Source organism: Kitasatospora sp. NPDC017646 (assembly GCF_044329365.1).
Taxonomy (GTDB): domain Bacteria; phylum Actinomycetota; class Actinomycetes; order Streptomycetales; family Streptomycetaceae; genus Kitasatospora.
The window spans coordinates 302227-323448 of the sequence record NZ_JBIRJC010000005.1; the positions used below are offsets into that span (position 1 = coordinate 302227).

A 21222-nucleotide genomic window follows, 5' to 3' on the forward strand; every position below is an offset into this window, starting at 1 on the left:
CCTGTGGCATCTACGACTACCAACCCCAGGGTGCTGCCCCGAAGCCTTGACCCCTTGCCCGGCGAGAGCCTGTCTGGCTTCATTTTGCGGCTTGCATACCATCTCGACTTGTCTCCACGGGTTCTCATGCAGCGAACTGGCCTGGCCGTGCCAGGGGAAATGAACCCGTCCTCCCAGGCGCGACACCTGCTGATGCTGGAGCCGACTATCCTGGAGTCTTTCGCACGCTGCACACGTCTGACCGATTCGGAGGCAGAAGCTCTCACTCTTCGGCGCTTTGTAGGCCGATATCCGGACGTCACCGAGGCAGTAGTCCGGCCAGGCGGCGCCCTGCATCCGAGCGGCAAAGCACGAAAATGGCTATTCCTTACTTCTACCCGCTACTGTCCGCATTGCCTGGCCGGTGACGGGAGCGATATCCAGCGCCGATACGGTGGCGCCTGGAAACTTGAATGGCATCTGGGCATGGTCTTTGCCTGCCTCGAACATAACACGCTACTCGAAGAGCTCTGCCCATCGTGTCAGCAACCCGCCCACAGCCGGGGCGACTGGAACGCTACTCGAACATTGCTGCCAGCCCAATGGCTCCCAAACCTTCATCCTGCACAATGTCGCACGGGAAATCGAAATCCCAAAGAATATGTGCCCTGCGGACAGCGGCTCGATCTCCCAGGAAGACGTAAGAAGCGCCCGCTTGAGCCTCAATTTGCCGCAGTCCAGCGCAATATCCTCGATTTTCTGGCACCTGGCCACGATCCGATGACGGCCTCAGCCGCGTTGTTTGATTTGAAGGTCATGGCTGCAGTCGTCTGCGCAACCTGGCCACAGGCCGCCACTCTCGCGGCTTTCAAGCTCCCGCGCTATTTGAACGCTTACCTTGCTCAACCCAACTCGACATCGAAAAGTCCGACACGATGGGAAACGGTACCCCTCAATAGCGCGTTCACCGCAGCCGTACTTTCCCTTGCCGATACGATCCTCAGTCAGCCACGGTCGGTGCTTCAACAGACCCTCAGCGTCTTACTTGAGGGCACCGAATCCGCGAAGATCGCAAAGTTGAATAGGACCCGGGGCACTCTCGCCTCGGGATGCTCACCTCAAACCCGCCTCGCTATCGAACACGCCATGGCCCTGCGCTCCCCGAGGCCTTCAATGAAGCCTGGCCCGGATGCAGAACCCATCATCCCAGTCCTTCAGCGGCCGTTCCTGGGTGAGCATATCCCTCAGCGAATCCCGACCGACTGGTACAGGGTTCTCACCAGCAGTGGCGTCAGGGTTCACGCGCGAGGCGATGACCGATTTCGCCGGACGGCTTCCATTCATCTCGTCCAGGCAACAACGGGCATGTCATTTTTCGCCGCTGCCCAATTTCTCGGGATCCCGACTTCCTGGCTTAGCGGTCAAGGGAAGAAGGTCTCTGACCTCACCGCCAATGAGAAACGCTTCGCCACCAATCAAGGCCTCGCAGCAGCGTTCGAGAGGCTTGCTGAGCGCATCGCCAAGCTACCTCTCATTGACTACAGTCATCGTCGGCAGCAGCTTAGCTTCTGGCATCTCAGCCACGACGAATGGCACGCTATCGCCGACCGGCTCCCGCTACTTGTAAGCGGCGAGCGAAAGATTCATGAGGCCAGCCATACTCGTGAATGCGCTTCCGCCTATATCTGGTCCAAAGCGACTGGCAGCGAATGGGCTCTGGCGCCATGCTTTCATCCTCCGTTCACCACCCGCGCCCGCCACATCTTCCCAAACGTTGTCGAATTCCGATTCCTCGACCGTATCCACTACGCAGAGCAAGCGCCGGAATTCTTTCAAGCCCTGCGACGAGCTCTCGACGCTTACGTCAGCCAGCTGACGCTGCGGATCTCAGCATCTGCATAGCGGGCCGCCCTCCCACTATTGCTACTCTCCGTGATCGAGCGGCGAGACGACGGCCAACTATCTCCGACCGGAGTGGCCAACCATCGCCGACAACTTGGCTCACCACCTGCGCAAGCCTCCAGCTCGCTGGCCAACTATCGGCGGCAGTCACACCCGCCGAGCGGCACACGGGGAGTGACGCGGCCGAAAAACAAGCAGGCATGATTGCTTTTTTCTCCGACCGGTGCCACGCTGCTGCCCGGCGGCACGCGTGCGGCGTGCCGCCAACCCGCCGGCAGGGGAGGCGTTTTGGCGCGCACGAGCTCGGTACTGCGGATCGGCAACGCCTCGGGGTTCTACGGGGACCGTTTCGCGGCGGTGCGGGAAATGCTCACGGGCGGGCCGCTGGACGTGCTCACCGGGGACTACCTCGCCGAGCTGACCATGCTGATCCTGGCGCGGGACCGGCTGAGGGATCCGTCGCTCGGGTACGCGCGGACGTTCCTGCGGCAGATGGAGGAGTGCCTCGGGCCGGCCCGGGAGCGGGGCGTGCGGATCGTGGTGAACGCGGGCGGCCTCAACCCGGCCCGACTCGCCGAGCGGTTGGGGGAGTTGGCGCGGCACCTGGGGATTCCGACCGCCGTCGCCCACGTGGAGGGGGACGACCTGCTGCCGCGCCAGGAGGAACTGGGGCTGCCGGAGGGGGCGTTGGCCGCCAACGCCTACCTCGGCGGGTTCGGGATCGCCGCCTGCCTGAGTGCGGGAGCGGATGTGGTGGTCACCGGACGGGTGACCGACGCCGCGCTGGTCGCCGGGCCGGCGATCGCCCACTTCGGCTGGTCCGCCACCGACCTCGACGCCCTCGCCGGGGCGGTGGTGGCCGGGCACGTCCTGGAGTGCGGCGCCCAGGCCACCGGCGGCAACTACGCCTTCTTCCGCGAGCACGACGTGGACCGCCCCGGCTTCCCGCTGGCCGAGCTGCACCCGGACGGCTCCAGCGTGATCACCAAGCACCCCGGCACCGGCGGAGCCGTCACCCTCGGCACCGTCACCGCCCAACTCCTCTACGAGACCGGCGGACCGCACTACCTCGGCCCCGACGTCACCGCCCGGCTGGACACCGTGAGACTCACCGAGGAGGGCCCGGACCGGGTGCGGATCGACGGCGTGCGCGGCGAGGCCCCGCCGCCCACCCTGAAGGTCGGCTGCAACCGGCTGGGCGGCCACCGCAACGAGGTGGTGTTCGTCCTCACCGGCCTGGACATCGAGGCCAAGGCCGCCGTGGTGCAACGCCAGTTCACCGCCGCCCTGCCGCCGGAGGCCCGCCCGGCCGAGCTGCGCTGGACCCTCGCCCGCACCGACCACCCGGACGCCGACACCGAGGAGGCCGCCTCGGCCCTGCTCCGGTTGACCGCCCGCGACCGGGACCCGGCCCGGGTGGGCCGCGAACTCGGCAAGGCGGCCGTTGAGTTGGGCCTCGCCGGATACCCCGGCTTCCACCTCACCGCGCCGCCCGGCCCGGGCGCGCCGTACGGGGTGTTCAGCGCGGCGTACGTCGACGCCAAGCTGGTCGAGCACACCGCCGTCCTGCCGGACGGCCGCCGGATCGTCGTCCCGCCCGCCCCGGTCACGGGCCAACCCGTCGACGTGGCGCAGGAGTTGCCTGATCCGCTGCCGCCGGGCCCGACCCGCCGCGCCCCGCTCGGCCTGGTGCTCGGCGCCCGCAGCGGCGACAAGGGCGGCGACGCCAACCTGGGCGTCTGGGCCCGGTCCGAGGACGGCTGGCGCTGGCTCGCGCATACCCTCACCGTCGACCGGCTGCGCCAACTTCTGCCCGAGACCGCCGACTTGGCCGTCACCCGGCACCTGCTGCCGAACCTCAGGGCGGTCAACTTCACCCTCACCGGCCTGCTCGGCGAGGGCGTCGCCGCCCAGCACCGCTTCGACCCCCAGGCCAAGGCCCTGGGGGAGTGGCTGCGCTCGCGCCACGTGGACATCCCGGAGGCTCTCCTTTGACCGCCCTGCCCACCCGTGTCGACCCGGCCGGGCCCGAGTACGCCGAGCACCGGGCCGCGATGATCGCCAAGCTGGCCGCGCTGGACGGCGAGCACGCCAAGGCGCTGGCCGGTGGCGGCCCCACGTACGTGGAGCGCCACCGCGAGCGCGGCAAGCTCCTGGCCCGCGAGCGGATCGAGCTGCTGGTCGACCAGGACTCGCCGTTCCTGGAGCTGTCCCCGCTGGCGGCCTGGGGCAGCGACTACCCGGTGGGCGCGGCGCTGGTCACCGGCATCGGCGTGATCGAGGGCGTCGAATGCGTGATCACCGCCAACGATCCGACGGTGCGCGGCGGCGCCAGCAATCCGTGGACCCTGCGAAAGGCCCTGCGGGCCAACGAGATCGCGCTGGACAACCGCCTCCCGCTGGTCAACCTGGTCGAGTCCGGCGGCGCCGACCTGCCCAGCCAGAAGGAGATCTTCATCCCCGGCGGCGCCCTGTTCCGCGACCTCACCCGGCTGTCCGCCGCCGGAATCCCCACGGTGGCCGTGGTGTTCGGCAACTCGACGGCCGGTGGCGCCTACGTGCCGGGGATGTCCGACCACACCGTGCTGGTCAAGGAGCGCGCCAAGGTCTTCCTCGGCGGCCCGCCGCTGGTCAGGATGGCCACCGGCGAGGAGGCCGACGACGAGTCGCTGGGCGGCGCCGAGATGCACGCCCGCACCTCCGGCCTGGCCGACCACTTCGCGGTGGACGAGGCGGACGCGCTGCGGATCGCCCGCCGGATCGTCGCCCGGCTCGACCACCGCAAGCCGGGCCCCGACCCGGACCGGTTCGCCGAGCCGCCGAAGTACGACGAGGAGGAACTGCTCGGCATCGTCCCCGGCGACCTCAAGGTGCCCTTCGACCCGCGGGAGGTGATCGCCCGGATCGTCGACGGCTCCGACTTCGACGAGTTCAAGCCGCTCTACGGCACCAGCCTGGCCACCGGCTGGGCCCGGTTGCACGGCTACCCGGTCGGCATCCTGGCCAACGCCCAGGGCGTGCTGTTCAGCGCGGAGTCCCAGAAGGCCGCCCAGTTCATCCAGTTGGCGAACCAGCGCAAGACCCCGCTGCTGTTCCTGCACAACACCACCGGCTACATGGTCGGCAAGGACTACGAGCAGGGCGGCATCATCAAGCACGGTGCGATGATGATCAACGCCGTCGCCAACTCCACCGTCCCGCACCTGTCCGTGCTGATGGGCGCCTCCTACGGGGCCGGCCACTACGGCATGTGCGGCCGGGCGTACGAGCCGCGCTTCCTGTTCTCCTGGCCGAGTGCCAAGTCCGCGGTGATGGGCCCGCAGCAGCTCGCGGGGGTGCTGTCGATCGTCGCCCGCCAGTCGGCCGCGGCCAAGGGCCGGCCGTACGACGAGGACGCCGACGCCGCGATCCGGGCGATGGTCGAGCAGCAGATCGAGGCGGAGTCGCTGCCGGTCTTCCTGTCCGGCCGGCTCTACGACGACGGCGTGATCGACCCGCGCGACACCCGTACGGTGCTCGGGCTGTGCCTGTCCGCGATCCACAACGCGCCGGTCGAGGGCGCGCGCGGCTACGGCGTCTTCCGTCTCTGAGAGGGCTACCGACGATGACCACCAAGACGCTGATCACCAACCTGCTGGTCGCCAACCGGGGCGAGATCGCCCGCCGGGTGTTCCGCACCTGCCGGGAGCTCGGCATCGCGACCACCGCCGTGCACTCCGACCCGGACGCCGGCGCCCCGCACGTGCGGGAGGCCGACGCCGCGGTCCGGTTGCCCGGTGCCGCGCCCGCCGACACCTACCTGCGCGGCGAGCTGATCGTGCGGGCCGCGCTGGCGGCCGGGGCCGACGCCGTCCACCCGGGGTACGGATTCCTGTCCGAGAGCGCCGAGTTCGCCCGGGCCGTGCTGGACGCGGGCCTGGTGTGGGTCGGCCCGCCACCGGCCGCGATCGCCGCGATGGGCTCCAAGGCCGCCGCCAAGCGGCTGATGGCCGCGGCCGGGGTGCCCGTCCTGGGCGCGCTCACCGAGCCCGCCGAGGCGGACCTGCCGGTGCTGGTCAAAGCCGCGGCCGGCGGCGGCGGGCGCGGCATGCGCGTCGTCCGGAGCCTCGCGGACCTGCCCGCCGAGATCGAGGCCGCCCGGGCCGAGGCGGCCAAGGCCTTCGGCTCCGACGAGGTGTTCTGCGAGCGCTACCTGCCCACCGGCCGGCACGTCGAGGTCCAGCTGCTGGCCGACGCCCACGGCACGGTCTGGGCGGTCGGCGACCGCGACTGCTCGCTCCAGCGGCGGCACCAGAAGGTGATCGAGGAGGCCCCCGCACCCGGCCTGCCGGAGGCCGTACGGGCCGAGCTGCACGCGGCGGCGGTGAACGCCGCCCGGGCGATCGGCTACGTCGGCGCCGGTACCGCGGAGTTCCTGCTCGCCGAGGACGGCCGGTTCTTCTTCCTGGAGATGAACACCCGCCTCCAGGTCGAGCACCCGGTCACCGAGGCGGTCACCGGCCTGGACCTGGTGGCCCTCCAACTGGCCGTCGCCGAAGGGGAGGAACTGCCCTCGGCCACCCCGCCGCCGACCGCCGGCCACGCGATCGAGGCCCGGCTGTACACGGAGGACCCGTCCAGGGACTGGCAGCCCGCCACCGGCACCCTGTACCGGCTCGAACTCGCATCTGGTCACAGCGAGTTCACCGACGGCGCGGTGCGGCTGGACTCCGGTGTCGAGTCCGGCAGCGAGATCACCCCGCACTACGACGCGATGCTCGCCAAGGTCATCGTCCGGGCGCCGAACCGCGCCGCCGCCGCCCGCCGCCTGGCCGACGTGCTCGCCCGCGCCCGGATCCACGGCCCGGCCACCAACCGGGACTTGCTGGTCCGCGCGCTGCGGCACCCGGCCTTCCTCGCCGAACGCCTGCACACCGGCTTCCTCGCCGAGCACGCGGCCGAGCTCACCGCCCCCGACGCCGAGGGCGCCGGGCGCGCCGCCCTGGCCGCCGCACTCGCCGACGCCGCCGCCCGTCGCACCGCCCTGCCGTCCGGCTGGCGCAACCTGCCCTCCCAGCCCCAGTCCAAGCGCTACCGGGCCGCGGACGGAGCGGAGTCGGAGGTCCGCTACCGCCGGACCAGGGCGGGACTGGAGGCCGATGACCACCCGGACGTCGAACTCGTCAGCGCCACGGCGGACTCGGTCGTCCTGCGCGAGGGTGCGGTCCAACGCCCGTACGCCGTCGCCCGCTACGGCGACCGGGTGTACGTCGACACCCCGACCGGCAGCACTGCGTTCACCGTGCTGCCGCGCTACCCCGACCCCACCGCCGGGACGGACCCGGGCGCCCTGCTCGCCCCGATGCCCGGCACCGTCGTGCGCACCACCGCCGCCGTGGGCGACACCGTCTGCGCCGGGCAGCCGCTGCTCGTGCTGGAGGCGATGAAGATGGAACACCGCGTCACCGCCCCCGCCGACGGCATCCTGGCCGAACTCCGCGTCACCCCCGGGGAGCAGGTCGACCTCGGCACTCTGCTCGCCGTCGTCAAGTCCCCCGAAGCGGCCTGAAACTCCCCCCTACGGTCTGAGGAAGGACCCGCATGTCCGGCATCGGCAGTCAGCTCCTCGAAACCCCCGAACGCACCGCCCTGCGCCAGGCCGTCGGCGACCTCGGCCGCCGCTACGGCTCCGCCTACTACCTGGCCAAGGCCCGGGCCGGTGAGCCAGCCGACGAACTGTGGGCGGAGGCCGGCAAGGCCGGCTACCTGGGCGTCAACCTGCCCTCCGAGTACGGCGGCGGAGGCGGCGGCATCAGCGACCTCGCCATCGTCCTGGAGGAACTCGGCACCGCCGGGTGCCCGTTGCTGCTGCTGATCGTCTCCCCGGCGATCTGCGGCACGGTGATCGCCCGCTACGGCACCGAGGAGCAGAAGCGGCGCTGGCTGCCGGGACTGGCCGACGGCAGCCGCCGGATGGCCTTCGGCATCACCGAGCCGGACGCCGGCAGCAACTCGCACCGGATCTCGACCGTCGCCCGCCGGGACGGCGACGACTGGCTGCTGACCGGCCGCAAGGTGTTCGTCTCCGGCATCGACCACTCGGACGCCGTGCTGTTCGTCGCCCGCACCGAGGACGAACGCACCGGCAGGCTCAAGCCCTGCCTGTTCGTCGTCCCGCGTGACACCCCCGGCTTCGAGTACCGGGCGATCCCGATGGAACTCGTCGCCCCCGAGAAGCAGTTCCAGGTCTTCCTGGACGACGTCCGGCTGCCCGCCGACGCCCTGGTCGGCGACGAGAACGCCGGCCTGCTCCAGCTGTTCGCCGGCCTCAACCCGGAGCGCATCCTCACCGCCGCCTTCTCGCTCGGCCTGGCCCGCCAGGCGCTCGGCAAGGCGGTGGAGTACGCGAGGACCCGCACCGTCTGGTCCACCCCGATCGGCGCCCACCAGGGCCTGGCGCACCCGCTGGCCCAGTGCGCGGTGGAGATCGAGCTGGCCCGGTTGATGACCCAGAAGGCCGGGCTGCTCTACGACGGGGGCGAGGACGTCGCCGCCGGGGAGGCCGCCAACATGGCCAAGTACGCGGCGGGGGAGGCCGCCGCCCGTACGGTCGACCAGGCGGTGCAGACCCTGGGCGGCAACGGCCTCACCCAGGAGTACGGCCTGGGCGCCCTGCTGGCCGCCACCCGGGTCGGCAGGGTCGCCCCGGTCAGCCGGGAGATGGTGCTCAACTACGTCGCCCAGCACACCCTCGGCCTGCCCAAGTCGTACTGACGCCCTGCCGGGCGGAGGTCACCGCGCGCCCGACAGGTGGGCGAAAACCACGGTGTTGGACCCGTACCCGGTCTTCCGGTCGAACTTCCCGCCGCAGGTGATCAGCCGCAGCTCGGCCCGCTCGGTGGCGCCGTACACCAGGGCGTCGGGGAAGTCCCGCTTCGGGAAGACCCGGACCGGGTCCACGGTGAACACCGCGGCGCGCCGGTCCTTGCGGGTCACCTCGACGGTGTCGCCCACGCGCAGCAGTCCGAGCCGGTAGAACACGGCCGGTCCGCTGCGGGTGTCCGCGTGGCCGATCACGACGGCGTTCCCGGCGGCGCCGGGCGCGGTGCCGTCCCGGTACCAGCCGGTCAGGTTGCGCTGGTCCACCGGCGGGGTGTCCAGCCGGCGCGGCCAGCGCGACGGGTGCCGCACCGAGGGCGAGTGCGGCCGCGGCGGTGGCGGCGGCGAGCAGACGGCGGGAGGAGGGCAGAGGGGCGCGGGGGGCTCTCACGGGCGGGCGGCCGTGCTGCCTCACCGTCCGGGCGGGCGCCCTCCGGAGCAACCGCGCCACGCGTGCTCCGCCCCGGGTTCCCCACAATGGCCGAGCCTGCCCCCTGGCTGTCCGTATGCTCCTGAACGCACCCTCGACCCACTTAGTTGCCGCGTCAACTTCCTTACTGGAGGCATGCCTTGGTCTTCCGCAGCGAGTTCCCGGACGTCCCCGACGTCGACCTGCCGATCCATGAGGCGGTGCTCTCGTCAGCCGCCCGGTACGGCGCCCGGACGGCCCTGATCGACGGCCTCACCGGAGAGCGGGTGAGTTACGCCCGACTCGCCGCCTCGGTCGAGAGGTTCGCCGCCGGGCTGGCCGCGGCGGGGGTGCGCAAGGGCGACGTGGTGGCGCTGTTCAGCCCCAACTCGATCGTCTACCCCACGGCCTACTACGGCGCCACCCGGGCCGGCGCCACCGTGACCACGGCGTCCTCGCTCAGCACCCCCGGCGAACTGGCCGGCCAACTGGGCGACAGCGACGCCCGCTGGCTGATCACCGTCTCCCCGTTCCTGCCGACCGCCCGGGCGGCCGCCGACCTGCTCGCGGCCGCCGGCCGCCCGCTGACCGGGACGATCGTCCTGGACGGCGCCGAGGGCCACCCCTCGCTCGCCGACCTGCTGGCAGCCACGGGCCCCGCCCCCGAGCCGGCCATCGACCCGGGCGAGGACATCGCCGTCCTGCCCTACTCCAGCGGCACCACCGGCCTGCCCAAGGGCGTGATGCTCACCCACCGCTCGATCGCCACCAACCTCGCCCAGACCGACGCCCTCTACCGCCCCGCCGTGGGCGAGCGGGTGCTCGCCGTGCTGCCCTTCTTCCACATCTACGGCCTGACGGCGCTGCTCAACCAGCCGCTGCGGTGCGGAGCGACCGTGGTCGTGCTGCCCCGCTTCGACCTGGAGCAGTTCTGCCGCGCGATCGAGCGGCACCGGGTGCAGGGCCTGGTGGTCGCGCCGCCGATCGTCCTCGCACTGGCCAAGCACCCGCTCGTGGACAGCTTCGACCTCTCCTCCGTCGAGTACCTGCTGTGCGCGGCCGCCCCGCTGGACCAGGAGCTCGCCGAGGCCTGCGCCCGCCGGCTGGGCCTGCCGCACCTGCTCCAGGGCTACGGGATGACCGAGCTGTCACCCGTCACCCACGTGGTCTCCCCGACCGAGCCCGACCCCGCGCCCGGCTCGGTCGGCCGGATGGTCCCCTCCACCGAACTGCGGGTCACCGCCCTGGACGGCTCCGGCGACGACCTCGGCCCGGGAGAGCAGGGCGAGCTGCTGATCCGCGGCCCCCAGGTGATGAAGGGCTACTTCGGCCGGCCCTCCGACACCGCCGCCGTGGTCGACGCCGAGGGCTGGCTGCACACCGGCGACATCGGCCACGTGGACGAGCGCGGCTACCTCTTCGTCGTCGACCGGGTCAAGGAACTGATCAAGTACAAGGGCTACCAGGTCGCCCCCGCCGAACTGGAGGCCGTGCTGCTCGGCCACCCCCAGATCACCGACGCCGCCGTGATCGGCGTCACCGACGCGGACGGCACCGAATGCCCCAAGGCCTTCGTGGTCCGCGCGCCGGGCAGCGGCCTGACCGCGGAAGAGGTCGCCGGCTACGTCGCCGGGCAGGTCGCCCCGTACAAGAAGGTGCGCGCGGTGGAGTTCGTGGACGCCGTCCCCAAGTCCGCAGCAGGCAAGATCCTGCGCCGCGAACTGCGCGCCCGCGAGGCCGCCCGGGCCGGGGCCGCCTCCTGAGGACCGGGGGCCCCGGCGGACGAGGGCCGCGGCCCGTCTGTGAGGATCGATCCGCCGCGACCCCGCCGGAACAGACCCCATCGATACAGGAACTGCCACCCGCCATGACCAGCCACCCCGCCGTCCGCACCCCCCAGCAGGAACGCAGCCGCGCGACCCGGGCCCGGCTGCTCGCGGCCGCCGTGGACTGCCTGGCCGAGCTCGGCTGGCAGGGCTCCACCGTCACCGTGGTCGCCGAACGGGCCGGCGTCTCCCGGGGCGCCGCCCAGCACCACTTCCCGACCCGCGAGGACCTCTTCACCGCGGCGGTCGAGCACGTCACCGCCGAGCGGCTGGCAGCCGTCCGCGCCCACGCGGACGAACTGCCGGCCGCCGGCCCCGACCGCACCCGGGCCGTGGTCGACATGATCGTCCGCCTCTACACCGGCCCGCTGTTCCGCGCGGCCCTGCACCTGTGGACCGCCGCCGCCACCGAGGAGGGCCTGCGCGAGCGGATCATCGCCCTGGAGGGCCACGTCGGGCGGGAGGCCCACCGGGCCGCCGTGGAGTTCCTGGACGCGGACGAGAGCCGTCCCGGCGTGCGCGAATCGGTGCAGGCGACCCTCGACCTCGCCCGCGGACTCGGCCTGGCCAACCTGCTCACCGACGACGGCGTTCGACGTTCCGGGGTGATCCGGCAGTGGGCGGGCGTTCTGGAGAGTACGCTGCGGCCGGTACGCCCATGACGCCCGTACAACCGAGCGACCGGACGCCCCTGACCAAGGGGTCGCCGGGCGGCCGATGTCCGTGCAGTCTGGAGAAGAAACCCGGCCGGCACGGACCGCGAGTCCCATCCGGCCGGGCACGAGCGAACCGGGGTGCTGCCTGAATGCACGGACACGAGTGGGACGCGACCGCCGCCGGCCCCGCGCCGGACGGCGATCCCGTACGCCCGGAAGGTCACCGCCTCGTCCCGCTCGCCACGGCCCTGCTCCAGGCCGACGGACTGATCCTGCACTGGAGCGAGGACGCCGAGGCCCTGCTCGGCTACTCCGCCGAGGAGGCCGTCGGCAGCTACGCCGCCCAGCTGCTCACCGACAAGACCGACCGCCCCGCCGTGCTCGACCTTTTCCAGCGGATCATGGCCGGCAGCGGCTCCTCCTTCGTCTTCCCGGTCCGCCACCGCGACGGCCACCGGGTCGAGCTGGAGTTCCGTACCTACCCGATCGCCGGACCGGCGGGCACCCTGCTGCTGCTCGCCACCGCCTCCGACACCCGGGCCATCCACGCGATCGAGGCCGACCTCGCCGTGCTGGACGGCGTCTTCGGCCGCTCCCCGATCGGCATGGCCGTCTACGACACCGAGCTGCGCTTCGTCCGGATCAACGAGGCACTGGCCCGGATGAACGGCGTCCCGGTCGCCGCCCACCTCGGCCGACGGATATCCGCCGTCCTGCCCGGCATCAACACCGCCGAGATCGAACAGATCATGAGACAGGTGCTCAGGAGCGGCAAGCCCGTGGTCGACGCCCGCTCGCACGGCCGCGTCCCCGGCGACCCCCGACGGGACCACGCCTGGTCCGCCTCCTACTTCCGGCTGGAGGACTCCACCGGAAAGGTCTTCGGCGTCTGTTCCTCGATCATCGACGTCACCGAGCGCTTCCAGGCCGAGGCCCGCGCCGCCCGCGCCCAGGAGCGGCTCGCCACCATCGCCGAGGCCACCGCCCGGATCGGCACCACCCTCGACCTCCAGCGCACCGCCGAGGAGCTGATCGAGGCGGTCGTCCCCCGGTTCGCCGACTTCGCCACCGTCGACCTGCTGGAACCGGTGCTGCGCGGCGCCGAGCCCACCCCGATCCCCTCCGACCGGACCGTCACCCTGCGCGCCGTCGCCGTCGGGGAGAACTACGAGACCGGCCTCGCGCACGCCGTGGACGTCGTCGGCGAGACCTCCGAGTACGCCCCCGACCGCAGCTACACCCAGTGCCTGCGCAGCGGGCGACCGCTGCTGCGCGCCCACGTGGACGAGGAGGTGCTGCGCGGCCTGGTGTCCAGCGAGGACCGGGTCGCCCCCGGCATGGCCGCCGGCATCCACTCGTACCTGATGGTCCCGATCACCGCCCGGGGCATGGTCCTCGGCGGATCCGAGTTCATCCGGATGCGCAATCCCGAGCCCTTCAACGAGGCCGACGTCGCACTCGCCGAGGAACTCGTCGCCCGCACAGCCCTGGCCCTCGACAACGCCCGGCTCTACCGCCGTGAGCGGGAGACCGCCCTCACCCTCCAGCGCAGCCTGCTGCCACAGGAGATCCACCGCACCCTCGGCCTGGAGATCGCCTACCGCTACCTGCCCAGCAGCGTGGTCAGCGAGGTCGGAGGCGACTGGTTCGACGTGGTGCCGCTGTCCTGCGGCCGGGTCGCCCTGGTGGTCGGCGACGTGATGGGCCACGGCATCCGGGCCGCCGCCACCATGGGACAGCTGCGCACCGTCGCCCGGACCCTCGCCACCCTGGACATGCCGCCCGAGCAGGTCCTCACCCGACTGGACGAGACCGCCTCGGGGATCGGCGAGGGCCAGTTCGCCACCTGCATCTGCGCGGTCTACGACCCGCTGGAGCGCACCGTCCAGGTCGCCTCGGCCGGGCACCTGCCGCCGGTCTGGGTCGGCACCGACGGCGTCGCCCGAAGGGTCGAGGTGCCGCCGGGCGTACCGTTGGGCGTCGGCGGGGTCGCCTTCGAGTCGATCGGGTTCACCCTCCCCGAGGGCGGCGTGCTCGCCCTCTACACCGACGGCCTGGTCGAGCGGCGCGGCCAGGACCTGGACCACGGCATCGACCTGCTCGCGGGCACGCTGGCCGGGCCCGGCCGGACCCTGGAGGAGACCTGCGACGCCGTGATCAGTGCGCTGGTCACCGACGGCACCGAGGACGACATCGCGATGATCATGGCCCGGGCGCTGCCGGTGCCCGCCGACCGGATCGCCACCCTCCCGCTCACCGGCGGCGGCAAGGTCCCCGGCAAGGCCCGCCGCTTCACCCGCGCCACCCTGGAGGCCTGGGGCCTGAACGCGCTCTCCGACTACGCCGAACTGTTGGTCAGCGAGCTGGTCACGAACGCCCTGCTGCACGCCGAGGCGCCGCGCCGGCTGCGGCTGTTCCGCGACCGGGTGCTCACCGTCGAGGTCTCCGACGCCGGCGGCGCGACCCCGCAGCTGCGCCCCTTCGCCGAGCAGGACGAGGGCGGGCGCGGGATGTTCCTGGTCAGCGAGCTGGCCCAGCGCTGGGGCAGCCGGCTGACCAGGGACGGCAAGGTGGTCTGGGCCGAGCTGGAACTGCCCTTCGGGGCCTCGTAGCCGACGCCCTCGACGCCCCGGAGCCGGGAAGGGACGTTCCCACCTCCTGGCTACGCGTGCACCTGCTGCGGCCGCTCCGTCCGGGCGGTCTCGACCGGCTCGGCCGGCGTCGGCGCGGACCACCGCCCGCGCAGCAGCCACCAGGCCAGGACGGCCGCGCCCACCAGCAGCACCCCGGCCAGCAGCCCGGCGCTGTTCATGCCGTGCACGAAGGAGTCCTTCGCGCTCGCCAGCAGCGGCTGCGCCACCTCCGGCGGCAGCTCCTGCGCCGTCTCCACGGCCGCGCCCAGCGACTCGCCGGCCCGGGCGGCGACCTCCGGGGAGGCCCCGGCCGGGACGGACAGCCCGTTCGCGTAGATCGAGCCGACCACCGAGCCGACCAGCGCGATGCCGAGCGCGGTGCCCAGCTCGTACGCCGTCTCCGAGACCGCCGAGGCGGCCCCGGCCTTGTCGGCGGGCGCGGCGGTCAGCACCAGGTCGGCGCCGAGCGTGTAGACCACGCCCTCGGCCGTGCCGGTCACCAGGAAGGAGACGGCCAGCAGCAGGTAGCTGGTGTCCTGCTCCAGCCAGCCCAGCGCGCCCGCGGCCAGACCCATCGCCAGCAGGCTGACGGCCAGCGCCCGGCGCGCGCCGAAGCGCCGGGCGATCCGGGCGGTCAGCAGCCCGCCGGCCACCGAGCCGGCGAAGGCCGGCAGCTCCGCCAGGCCCGCCTGGAGCGGCTCGTAGCCGCGCACCAGCTGGAGGTACTGGGAGACCACGAAGATCACGCCGGACAGGCCGACCAGCGAGATCAGCGAGGCCGTGACGGCGGCGGTGAACCGCCGGTCCCGGAACAGCCGGACGTCCAGCAGCGGGGTCGCCAGCCGCAGCTGGCGGCGGACGAAGAGGGTCAGCGCGGCGGCGCCCGGCAGGAAGGTGACCGGGACGTCCCAGCGGGCGGGTCCGTGAGCGGCGCCCTCCTTGACCGCGTACACCACGCCGATCACCCCGGCCATCGACAGCGCGACGCTCAGCACGTCCCAGTGCCCCGGCTCAGGGTCCCGGGACTCCGGCAGCAGCCAGGCGCCGGACACCAGCAGCAGGACGAGCACCGGGATGTTCAGCAGGAACACCGAACCCCACCAGAAGTGCTCCAGCAGCAGTCCGCCGACCACCGGCCCGAGCGCGGCACCGGCGGTGGCGGCCGCGCCCCAGATGCCGATCGCGGTGGCCCGCTCCCGGTCGTCCGGGAAGAGGGCGCGGATCAGCGAGAGGGTGGAGGGCATGATCGTCGCCCCGGCGACGCCGAGCAGCGCCCGGGCCAGGATCAGCCAGCCCGGGCCCGGCGCGTACGCGGCCAGCAGCGAGGCTGCGCCGAAGGCGGTGGCGCCGGTCAGCAGCAGCTTCTTGCGGCCGATCCGGTCGCTCAGGGCGCCCATGCTGACCAGCAGGCCGGCCAGCACGAAGGAGTAGGAGTCGCCGATCCAGAGCAGCTGGGTGCCGCTGGGGCGCAGCGTCTCGCTGATGGAGGGCAGGGCGAGGGAGAGCACGGTCGCGTCCAGGGCGACCACGGTGACGGCCAGCACCAGGACGGCGAGGCCGGTCCAGCGCTGGCGGGCGGTCAGGGCGGGGGTACTCATGGGGTATCGGTTTCCGGTTTCCGGTCCGAGGTGCTGTGGGTCGGGGGAACGGGGTCCCGGCGCAGTGCGCCGCCGAGGAACAGCTCGGCGAGCGAGAAGGCGGCGTCCCGGGGGGCGAGCCGGCCGTCCTGGATGGCCCAGCCGAGGCCGGCCACCAGGTCGAAGAAGGCCTCGCTCAGCCAGGCGGCGCTCAGCTCGATGCGGAAGACGCCCTCGCGCTGCCCGCGCAGGAAGAGCGCGTGCAGCCGGTCGATCTGGACCTCCCAGAGGTCGTTGATCTCGCCGTCGTCGTAGAGCTGGTTCTCGCCCGCCAGGAAGGCGCAGAGCATGGCGTCCGGCACGGCGGCGTCCACCAGCCGGCGCAGCGCCGCCTCGGCGTCGCCCTCCTCGACTGCGGCGGCGTCCAGGGCGGCGGCGAAGCGCTGGAGACCGAGCCGGCCGACGTCGCGGATCAGGGCGTCGCGGCCCGGGAACAGCCGGTGCAGGGTGGCCCGGCTGATGCCCGCGGCGCGGGCGATCTCGTCCAGGTGGGCGGTGGGGCGGCGGGACAGCACGCCGACGGCGGCTTCCAGGACGGTGTCGCGATCGGTGGCCATGAGTCGAGTGTAGGACAAGTGAGACATGGATGTCTCATAATTGTTTCTCGAGTCTCGCCTGCGTCACCGGCGAATCGGGCTCGGGTAGCAAAAACCGGGGACGGCTGGTGCGCCGTCCCCGGTGGGGTGCTGCGGGCCGTGCGGCCCCGCCGCTCCGGTCAGCTCTGGTTGTAGAACCCGGTCTCGTCGAGCGGGCGGTCGATCACCATCACCTCGACGTCCGCCGGGGTGAGCAGGAAGACCCGGCGGGCGATCCGCTCGATGCCGCCCCGGGTCCCGAAGATCAGCCCGGAGGCGAAGTCGACCATGCGCTTGGCCTCCGCCTCGTCCATCTCGGTGAGGTCCATGACCACCGGGGTGCTTGCCCGGATGTGCTCACCGACCGTGCGGGCCGCTTCGAAGCCCGTCGGCCGCAGGGAGACGATCTTCGCGGGCGCGGGGACGGCCGGCACCGTCTCCTGATCCACCCACTCGTCGTCGTACACCGCGGCCGGGTAGTTCCCGGAGGGCATCAGCCACCCGTTGTGGTGCTCGTCGCGAAGTGCTCCCATGCCGCGCCTCCCTGCCTCGTCCCGTCTGGTCCCCCCGGGGGGTGCGTGCCCTTCTTGACACGTCATCCACTCGTCGGAACTGTCCGAGTATCGCACTGTTCACCGGTCCGGTGCCCGCTCGCGGCCTCCGTACGAGTCGCGCCGCACCGGAAACCCGGGCGGACCCGGGCACAGAGAAGCGACGCGGCGCAGCTCGGTACGGTTGCGCGCGTAGACCATATCGGTCGTTGCCGCAGCACAATTGACCTTTTGTCAATAATGCGCAAAAGATTTCATTCGCCGGTCGAACCGTCCACCAGTTCGCGCAACAAATCGGCGTGCCCGTTGTGCCGCGCGTACTCCTCGATCATGTGGACGAGGATCCAGCGGAGCGTCACCTCCTGGTCCTGGCGCAGCCGCTTGCCGACCGTCTCCAGCGGCAGACCGGCCGACGCCCGGCGGGCGGCGTCGATCTCCGCGCGCCAGGTCGCGAAGTCGGCGGCGACGTCCGCGGTGTCCACGTGGTCGAAGTCGCCGTCCGGGTCGGCCTCGGTCCAGTAGTGGCCGGTGGCGACCTCCTCGCCGAGCAGGATGCCCTGGAACCAGTGCCGTTCGACCTCGGCCATGTGCCGGACCAGGCCGAGCAGGGAGAGCGTGGACGGCGGGACGGAGCGCAGCCGCAACTGGTCGTCGGTCAGGCCCTCGCACTTCAGCGCGAGGGTGCTGCGGTGGTAGTCGAGCCAGGAGGTGAGCATGGCGGCCTCGTCGGCGGCCATCGGCGGGTCCACCCGCGGGGTGAGTTCGGTCATGCCGGCCATCGTGACCCCGCCGGCGCGGCGACGCCAGCGAATTGCGAGGGCCTGTCAGCCGGCCCGCTCCCGGCGGCGGGACGCGGCCGCCCGCCAGAGCCCGACCAGGCTGCCCAGCACCAGCAGGGCGATCACCCCCGCCGAGACCAGGAACGCGGCCGAACCCGGCTGGTCCGCGCTGGCCGCCGCGACGACGTACACGGCGGTGGTCGGCACCACGCCGATCGCGGTCGCGAACAGGAAGGGCAGGAAGCGGACCCCGGAGAACGCCGCGCCGTAGTTGCCCGCCTGGAACGGCAGGCCGGGCAGCAGCCGCAGCACCAGGACGCTGCGGAAGCCCTGGTCGGTGAAGCGCCGGTCGAGGGCGCCGAGCACCTTGCCGCGCAGGTACGGCCGCAGCGCCTCCCGGCCCAGTCCGCGGCCGAGCGCGAAGGCCATGGCCGCGCCCAGGGTGGTGCCGAGCACCGCGAGCAGGACCCCCTGCTGGATGCCCAGCAGCAGCCCGGCGACGGCGTTCAGCGCCGGGCGCGGCACGAAGGCGAGCGTGCCGACCGCGTAGACGAGGGCGAACAGCGGGGCGAACCAGTAGCCGGGCATCCGGTCCGCCAGTCCGCCCGAGAGCAGGTCCGTCGGGCTCCACAGCAGCAGCGAGCCGGCACAGGCTCCCAGCAGCACCACCAGCAGGCCGAACCGCCACCAGGCCGACCGGGCCGGGGCCTGCCGGTCGTGGGCGGCGGGCTCGGCGGGCTCTTCGGTGGTCGGCGCGGCGGAGGTCGTCGGGGCTGCGGGCACGGCCAGAGCCTAACCGGTCCCCGGCGCGGTCCGACCAGGGGTGGAGGTCGACGCCGGTGACCGTGATCGGCATGATGGCAGGGTGTCCGGCTGGACCCACAATCGGGTGGGGCCGGCCACACTCCCGGCCCGGACCGGGGCGGACGGGGGTTCCGCGCGGTGCACAGTGGTGCACCGACGGAAGGCGAGGAAGGTTCATGGGGACGCTGGGCGGGTGGGCGGCGGGGGCCGCGACGGGGTTCCTGCGGGCGTGCACGGTCGCGGCCGTGACCCTGCTGGTCCCGGCCGTGTGGGTGGGCGCGGCTGCGCTGGGGTGGTCCTGGGGGCCGGCCAACCCGTGGTCGTGGCTGTTGCCGCTGGTGCTGGTGTGCGTGGGCACCCTCGGACTGAGTCGCCCGGTGTGCCGGGCCGTGCGCGCCCTGGTCGCGCGCTGGGGCGGCACCGTCCTGCCCGCCGGGTACCGCCAGGCCCCGCCGGTGACCCGGATGTCCACCGGGTTCTGGTGGAACGGCTTCACGTACGAGAAGACCCGCCGCGACGCCCTGATGGACCAGCACTGGCGGGTCCGCTGGCGCGACCCGGCCAACCTGCGGGACCTGCGGTTCGTCGCCGTCGCGGCGTTCACCGCGGGTCCGGTCGCCGCGCTGCCGCCGGCCGCTGTGGCCGCGGCCGTGCTGGGGCTGGCGTCCCCGGAGGCAGCCGCCCGGCTGCTCGGGGCGCTCGCGGTGCTCGCGGCCGTCGGCGGCGCGCCGTACGCCTGGCGGGTGGCGTCACCGGTGGCCGAGCGCTTCCTGCGGCCCTCGCGGGCGATGGCGCTGGCCGAGCGGGTGGCCGAGCTGACCGCCCAGCGGGCGGACGCCACCGTCGCCCAGGCCGCCGAGATCCGCCGGATCGAGCGGGACCTGCACGACGGGGCGCAGGCCCGGCTGGTCGCCCTCGGGCTCTCGCTGGCCACCGCCCAGCTGCTGGTGGAGCGCGACCCGGAACGGGCCAGGGCGCTCATGCGGGAGGCCCAGGACGGGGCGAAGGCCTCGCTGGCCGAACTGCGCGACCTGGTCCACGGCATCAGCCCGCCGGTGCTGACCGAACGCGGACTGGTGGACGCGGTCCGCGCGCTCGCCCTGGACCTGCGGCTGAAGGTGGCCGTCGAGGCTACGGGCCCGGTCCGGGTGGACGCGCCGATCGAGTCCGCCGTGTACTTCGGCGTCGCCGAACTGCTCACCAACGCCGTCAGGCACGGCGGCGCGACCCGGGCCGGCGTCACCTTCCGCCAGGACGAACACGGGCTCGTCGTCGAGGCCGAGGACGACGGCTCGGGCGGCGTCCGGGAACGGCCCGGCGGGGGGCTCGCCGGTCTGCGCCGCCGCCTCGACGCCTTCGACGGCTCCCTCGAGATCACCAGTCCGCCCGGCGGACCGACCCACGTCAGGATGACGGTGCCATGCGAATCCTCGTAGCCGAAGACCTCTACCTGTTGCGCGACGGGATGGTCCACCTGATCGAGGCCTGCGGGCACGAGGTCGTGGCCACCGCCTCCACCGGGCCCCAGACGCTCGACGCGCTGCTGGCACACCGCCCGGACGTCTCCGTGATCGACGTCCGGATGCCGCCGACCCAGTCGGACGAGGGACTGCGGGCGGCGCTCGCGGCCCGGCGCGAGCTGCCCGGGCTGCCGGTCCTGATCCTCTCCCAGCACGTCGAGCAGCTGTACGCCCGGGAGCTGCTGGCGGACGGCTCCGGCGGGGTCGGCTACCTGCTGAAGGAGAGCGTGTTCGACGCCGACCAGTTCATCGGCTCGCTGGAGCGGGTCGCGGCGGGCGGGACGGCGATGGACCCGGCGGTGATCGCCAAGCTGCTCTCCGCCAGCCCGCCGGAGCGGGGGCTCAGCCAGCTCACCGGGCGCGAGTACGAGGTGCTCGGGCTGATGGCCGAGGGGCTGTCCAACCAGGCCATCGGCCGGCGGCTGTTCCTCAGCGACAGCGCGATCGGCAAGTACACCACCTCGATGTTCGGCAAGCTCGGCATCGACGATGACGAGGACACCAACCGCCGGGTCCGGGCCGTCCTCACCTACCTCAACCAGCTCTGACGCTCCGTTCGGCCTGCGGGGCGGCGCGGCCTTCGGACCGCACCGCCCTGCCGGGCGAAGGGTCCTCGGGGCTCAGCCGGCCTCGTCGAGGAAGGCCGGCAGCCGGTCCCGGGTGTCCCGGGCGGCGTCCGCGTGGTCGACGGCGGCGGGGCGGCGGCGCGCAGTCGTTCCAGGGCGGCGGTGAGGTCGGCGTCCGGCGTCTCGGGGGTGAGTGCGAGGAGGTGGAGGAGCAGGTTCGGGAGTTCGCCGAATTCCGGCGGGCGGTTTTCCGGGGCGGCCCCGGCGGTGCGGCCGCTGGGCCGAGGACGAGCGCCGGGTGCCCCAGTTCGGCGAGTCGGGCGGCGGTGTGCCGGTAGGACGCGCAGAGGCCCTTGTTGTCCGGCAGGACGAGCACGCCGACGCCCGTGGCCGGTTCGGGGCGGGCCGGGAAGACGGCGAATTCGGCGCTGTCCGCCGAGGTGGGGATCAAGTCGGCGGCCTCGGCCGACGTGCGGGGCCGAAGGCGGGCGGTGTGGCATCCGGCTCGTAGCACATTCGGCGGGAAT

The 21222-nt window shown here is 72.7% G+C and carries 16 protein-coding genes; 10 read left to right on the plus strand and 6 right to left on the minus strand.

Translation table 11 applies throughout. The features are described from left to right. The first annotated feature begins 30 nt into the window (after positions 1-30). From ACH4J0_RS11485 to ACH4J0_RS11505, 5 genes are all read left to right on the plus strand, one after another. On the plus strand, positions 31-1881 hold the full coding sequence (locus tag ACH4J0_RS11485) for a TniQ family protein (RefSeq protein WP_396238689.1): 1851 nt from the start codon (positions 31-33) through the stop codon (positions 1879-1881). A 288-nt stretch (positions 1882-2169) separates the two neighbouring features. Further along, complete coding sequence (locus ACH4J0_RS11490; protein ID WP_396238691.1) at positions 2170-3876, plus strand: acyclic terpene utilization AtuA family protein; 1707 nt, start codon at positions 2170-2172, stop codon at positions 3874-3876. Then, positions 3873-5471, plus strand: a complete 1599-nt coding sequence (locus ACH4J0_RS11495) for an acyl-CoA carboxylase subunit beta (protein ID WP_396238693.1) — start codon at positions 3873-3875, stop codon at positions 5469-5471. The genes ACH4J0_RS11490 and ACH4J0_RS11495 overlap by 4 nt, the downstream gene beginning before the upstream one ends. A gap of 14 nt (positions 5472-5485) precedes the next feature. Next, positions 5486-7429, plus strand: coding sequence for a biotin carboxylase N-terminal domain-containing protein (locus ACH4J0_RS11500; RefSeq protein WP_396238695.1), 1944 nt, complete (start codon positions 5486-5488; stop codon positions 7427-7429). Between the two features lie 32 nt (positions 7430-7461). Then, entirely contained in the window at positions 7462-8634 is a 1173-nt protein-coding gene (locus tag ACH4J0_RS11505; protein ID WP_396238697.1) for an acyl-CoA dehydrogenase family protein, read from the plus strand. 18 nt (positions 8635-8652) lie between these two features. Here ACH4J0_RS11505 and ACH4J0_RS11510 read toward each other — a convergent pair whose 3' ends face one another. Beyond that, complete coding sequence (locus ACH4J0_RS11510; RefSeq protein WP_396238699.1) at positions 8653-9051, minus strand: class F sortase; 399 nt, start codon at positions 9049-9051, stop codon at positions 8653-8655. A 258-nt stretch (positions 9052-9309) separates the two neighbouring features. On the opposite strand from ACH4J0_RS11510, the gene ACH4J0_RS11515 reads away from it, so the two are divergent. From ACH4J0_RS11515 to ACH4J0_RS11525, 3 genes are all read left to right on the plus strand, one after another. Continuing rightward, the gene (locus ACH4J0_RS11515) at positions 9310-10911 is read left to right on the plus strand and encodes a 4-coumarate--CoA ligase family protein (RefSeq protein WP_396238701.1); all 1602 of its coding nucleotides are present in this window, start codon (positions 9310-9312) and stop codon (positions 10909-10911) included. Between the two features lie 104 nt (positions 10912-11015). Next, positions 11016-11636: a TetR/AcrR family transcriptional regulator gene (locus tag ACH4J0_RS11520; RefSeq protein ID WP_396238703.1), complete on the plus strand. Its 621-nt coding sequence runs from the start codon at positions 11016-11018 to the stop codon at positions 11634-11636. 143 nt (positions 11637-11779) lie between these two features. Beyond that, positions 11780-14242, plus strand: coding sequence for a SpoIIE family protein phosphatase (locus ACH4J0_RS11525; RefSeq protein WP_396238705.1), 2463 nt, complete (start codon positions 11780-11782; stop codon positions 14240-14242). 50 nt (positions 14243-14292) lie between these two features. Here ACH4J0_RS11525 and ACH4J0_RS11530 read toward each other — a convergent pair whose 3' ends face one another. The 5 genes from ACH4J0_RS11530 to ACH4J0_RS11550 form a co-directional block, all read right to left on the minus strand. After that, entirely contained in the window at positions 14293-15861 is a 1569-nt protein-coding gene (locus ACH4J0_RS11530; RefSeq protein ID WP_396238707.1) for an MFS transporter, read from the minus strand. After that, positions 15858-16457: a TetR/AcrR family transcriptional regulator gene (locus ACH4J0_RS11535; RefSeq protein ID WP_396238709.1), complete on the minus strand. Its 600-nt coding sequence runs from the start codon at positions 16455-16457 to the stop codon at positions 15858-15860. Before ACH4J0_RS11535 ends, ACH4J0_RS11530 begins: the two co-directional genes overlap by 4 nt. Positions 16458-16615: 158 nt before the next feature. Then, positions 16616-17008, minus strand: a complete 393-nt coding sequence (locus ACH4J0_RS11540; protein WP_050366974.1) for a cell division protein SepF — start codon at positions 17006-17008, stop codon at positions 16616-16618. Positions 17009-17280: 272 nt separating this feature from the next. Beyond that, positions 17281-17796 carry a DinB family protein gene (locus tag ACH4J0_RS11545; RefSeq protein ID WP_396238711.1) on the minus strand — a complete coding sequence of 172 codons (516 nt, stop codon included), beginning with the start codon at positions 17794-17796 and terminating at the stop codon, positions 17281-17283. 54 nt (positions 17797-17850) lie between these two features. After that, positions 17851-18588 carry a TVP38/TMEM64 family protein gene (locus ACH4J0_RS11550; RefSeq protein ID WP_396238713.1) on the minus strand — a complete coding sequence of 246 codons (738 nt, stop codon included), beginning with the start codon at positions 18586-18588 and terminating at the stop codon, positions 17851-17853. A gap of 197 nt (positions 18589-18785) precedes the next feature. On the opposite strand from ACH4J0_RS11550, the gene ACH4J0_RS11555 reads away from it, so the two are divergent. Further along, a complete protein-coding gene (locus ACH4J0_RS11555) occupies positions 18786-20045 on the plus strand; it encodes a sensor histidine kinase (RefSeq protein WP_396238715.1) in 1260 nt (419 codons plus the stop codon). Next, complete coding sequence (locus ACH4J0_RS11560; protein WP_396238717.1) at positions 20030-20677, plus strand: response regulator; 648 nt, start codon at positions 20030-20032, stop codon at positions 20675-20677. The genes ACH4J0_RS11555 and ACH4J0_RS11560 overlap by 16 nt, the downstream gene beginning before the upstream one ends. Positions 20678-21222 lie beyond the last annotated feature (545 nt).

What these genes read in the sequence shown, in the direction of transcription:
- ACH4J0_RS11540 (WP_050366974.1), bottom strand. Translation starts at nt 17,008, where the DNA reads ATGGGAGCACTTCGCGACGAGCACCACAACGGGTGGCTGATGCCCTCC.
- ACH4J0_RS11545 (WP_396238711.1), bottom strand. Translation starts at nt 17,796, where the DNA reads ATGACCGAACTCACCCCGCGGGTGGACCCGCCGATGGCCGCCGACGAG.
- ACH4J0_RS11555 (WP_396238715.1), top strand. Translation starts at nt 18,786, where the DNA reads ATGGGGACGCTGGGCGGGTGGGCGGCGGGGGCCGCGACGGGGTTCCTG.
- ACH4J0_RS11535 (WP_396238709.1), bottom strand. Translation starts at nt 16,457, where the DNA reads ATGGCCACCGATCGCGACACCGTCCTGGAAGCCGCCGTCGGCGTGCTG.
- ACH4J0_RS11500 (WP_396238695.1), top strand. Translation starts at nt 5,486, where the DNA reads ATGACCACCAAGACGCTGATCACCAACCTGCTGGTCGCCAACCGGGGC.
- ACH4J0_RS11520 (WP_396238703.1), top strand. Translation starts at nt 11,016, where the DNA reads ATGACCAGCCACCCCGCCGTCCGCACCCCCCAGCAGGAACGCAGCCGC.
- ACH4J0_RS11530 (WP_396238707.1), bottom strand. Translation starts at nt 15,861, where the DNA reads ATGAGTACCCCCGCCCTGACCGCCCGCCAGCGCTGGACCGGCCTCGCC.
- ACH4J0_RS11525 (WP_396238705.1), top strand. Translation starts at nt 11,780, where the DNA reads ATGCACGGACACGAGTGGGACGCGACCGCCGCCGGCCCCGCGCCGGAC.
- ACH4J0_RS11505 (WP_396238697.1), top strand. Translation starts at nt 7,462, where the DNA reads ATGTCCGGCATCGGCAGTCAGCTCCTCGAAACCCCCGAACGCACCGCC.
- ACH4J0_RS11560 (WP_396238717.1), top strand. Translation starts at nt 20,030, where the DNA reads ATGCGAATCCTCGTAGCCGAAGACCTCTACCTGTTGCGCGACGGGATG.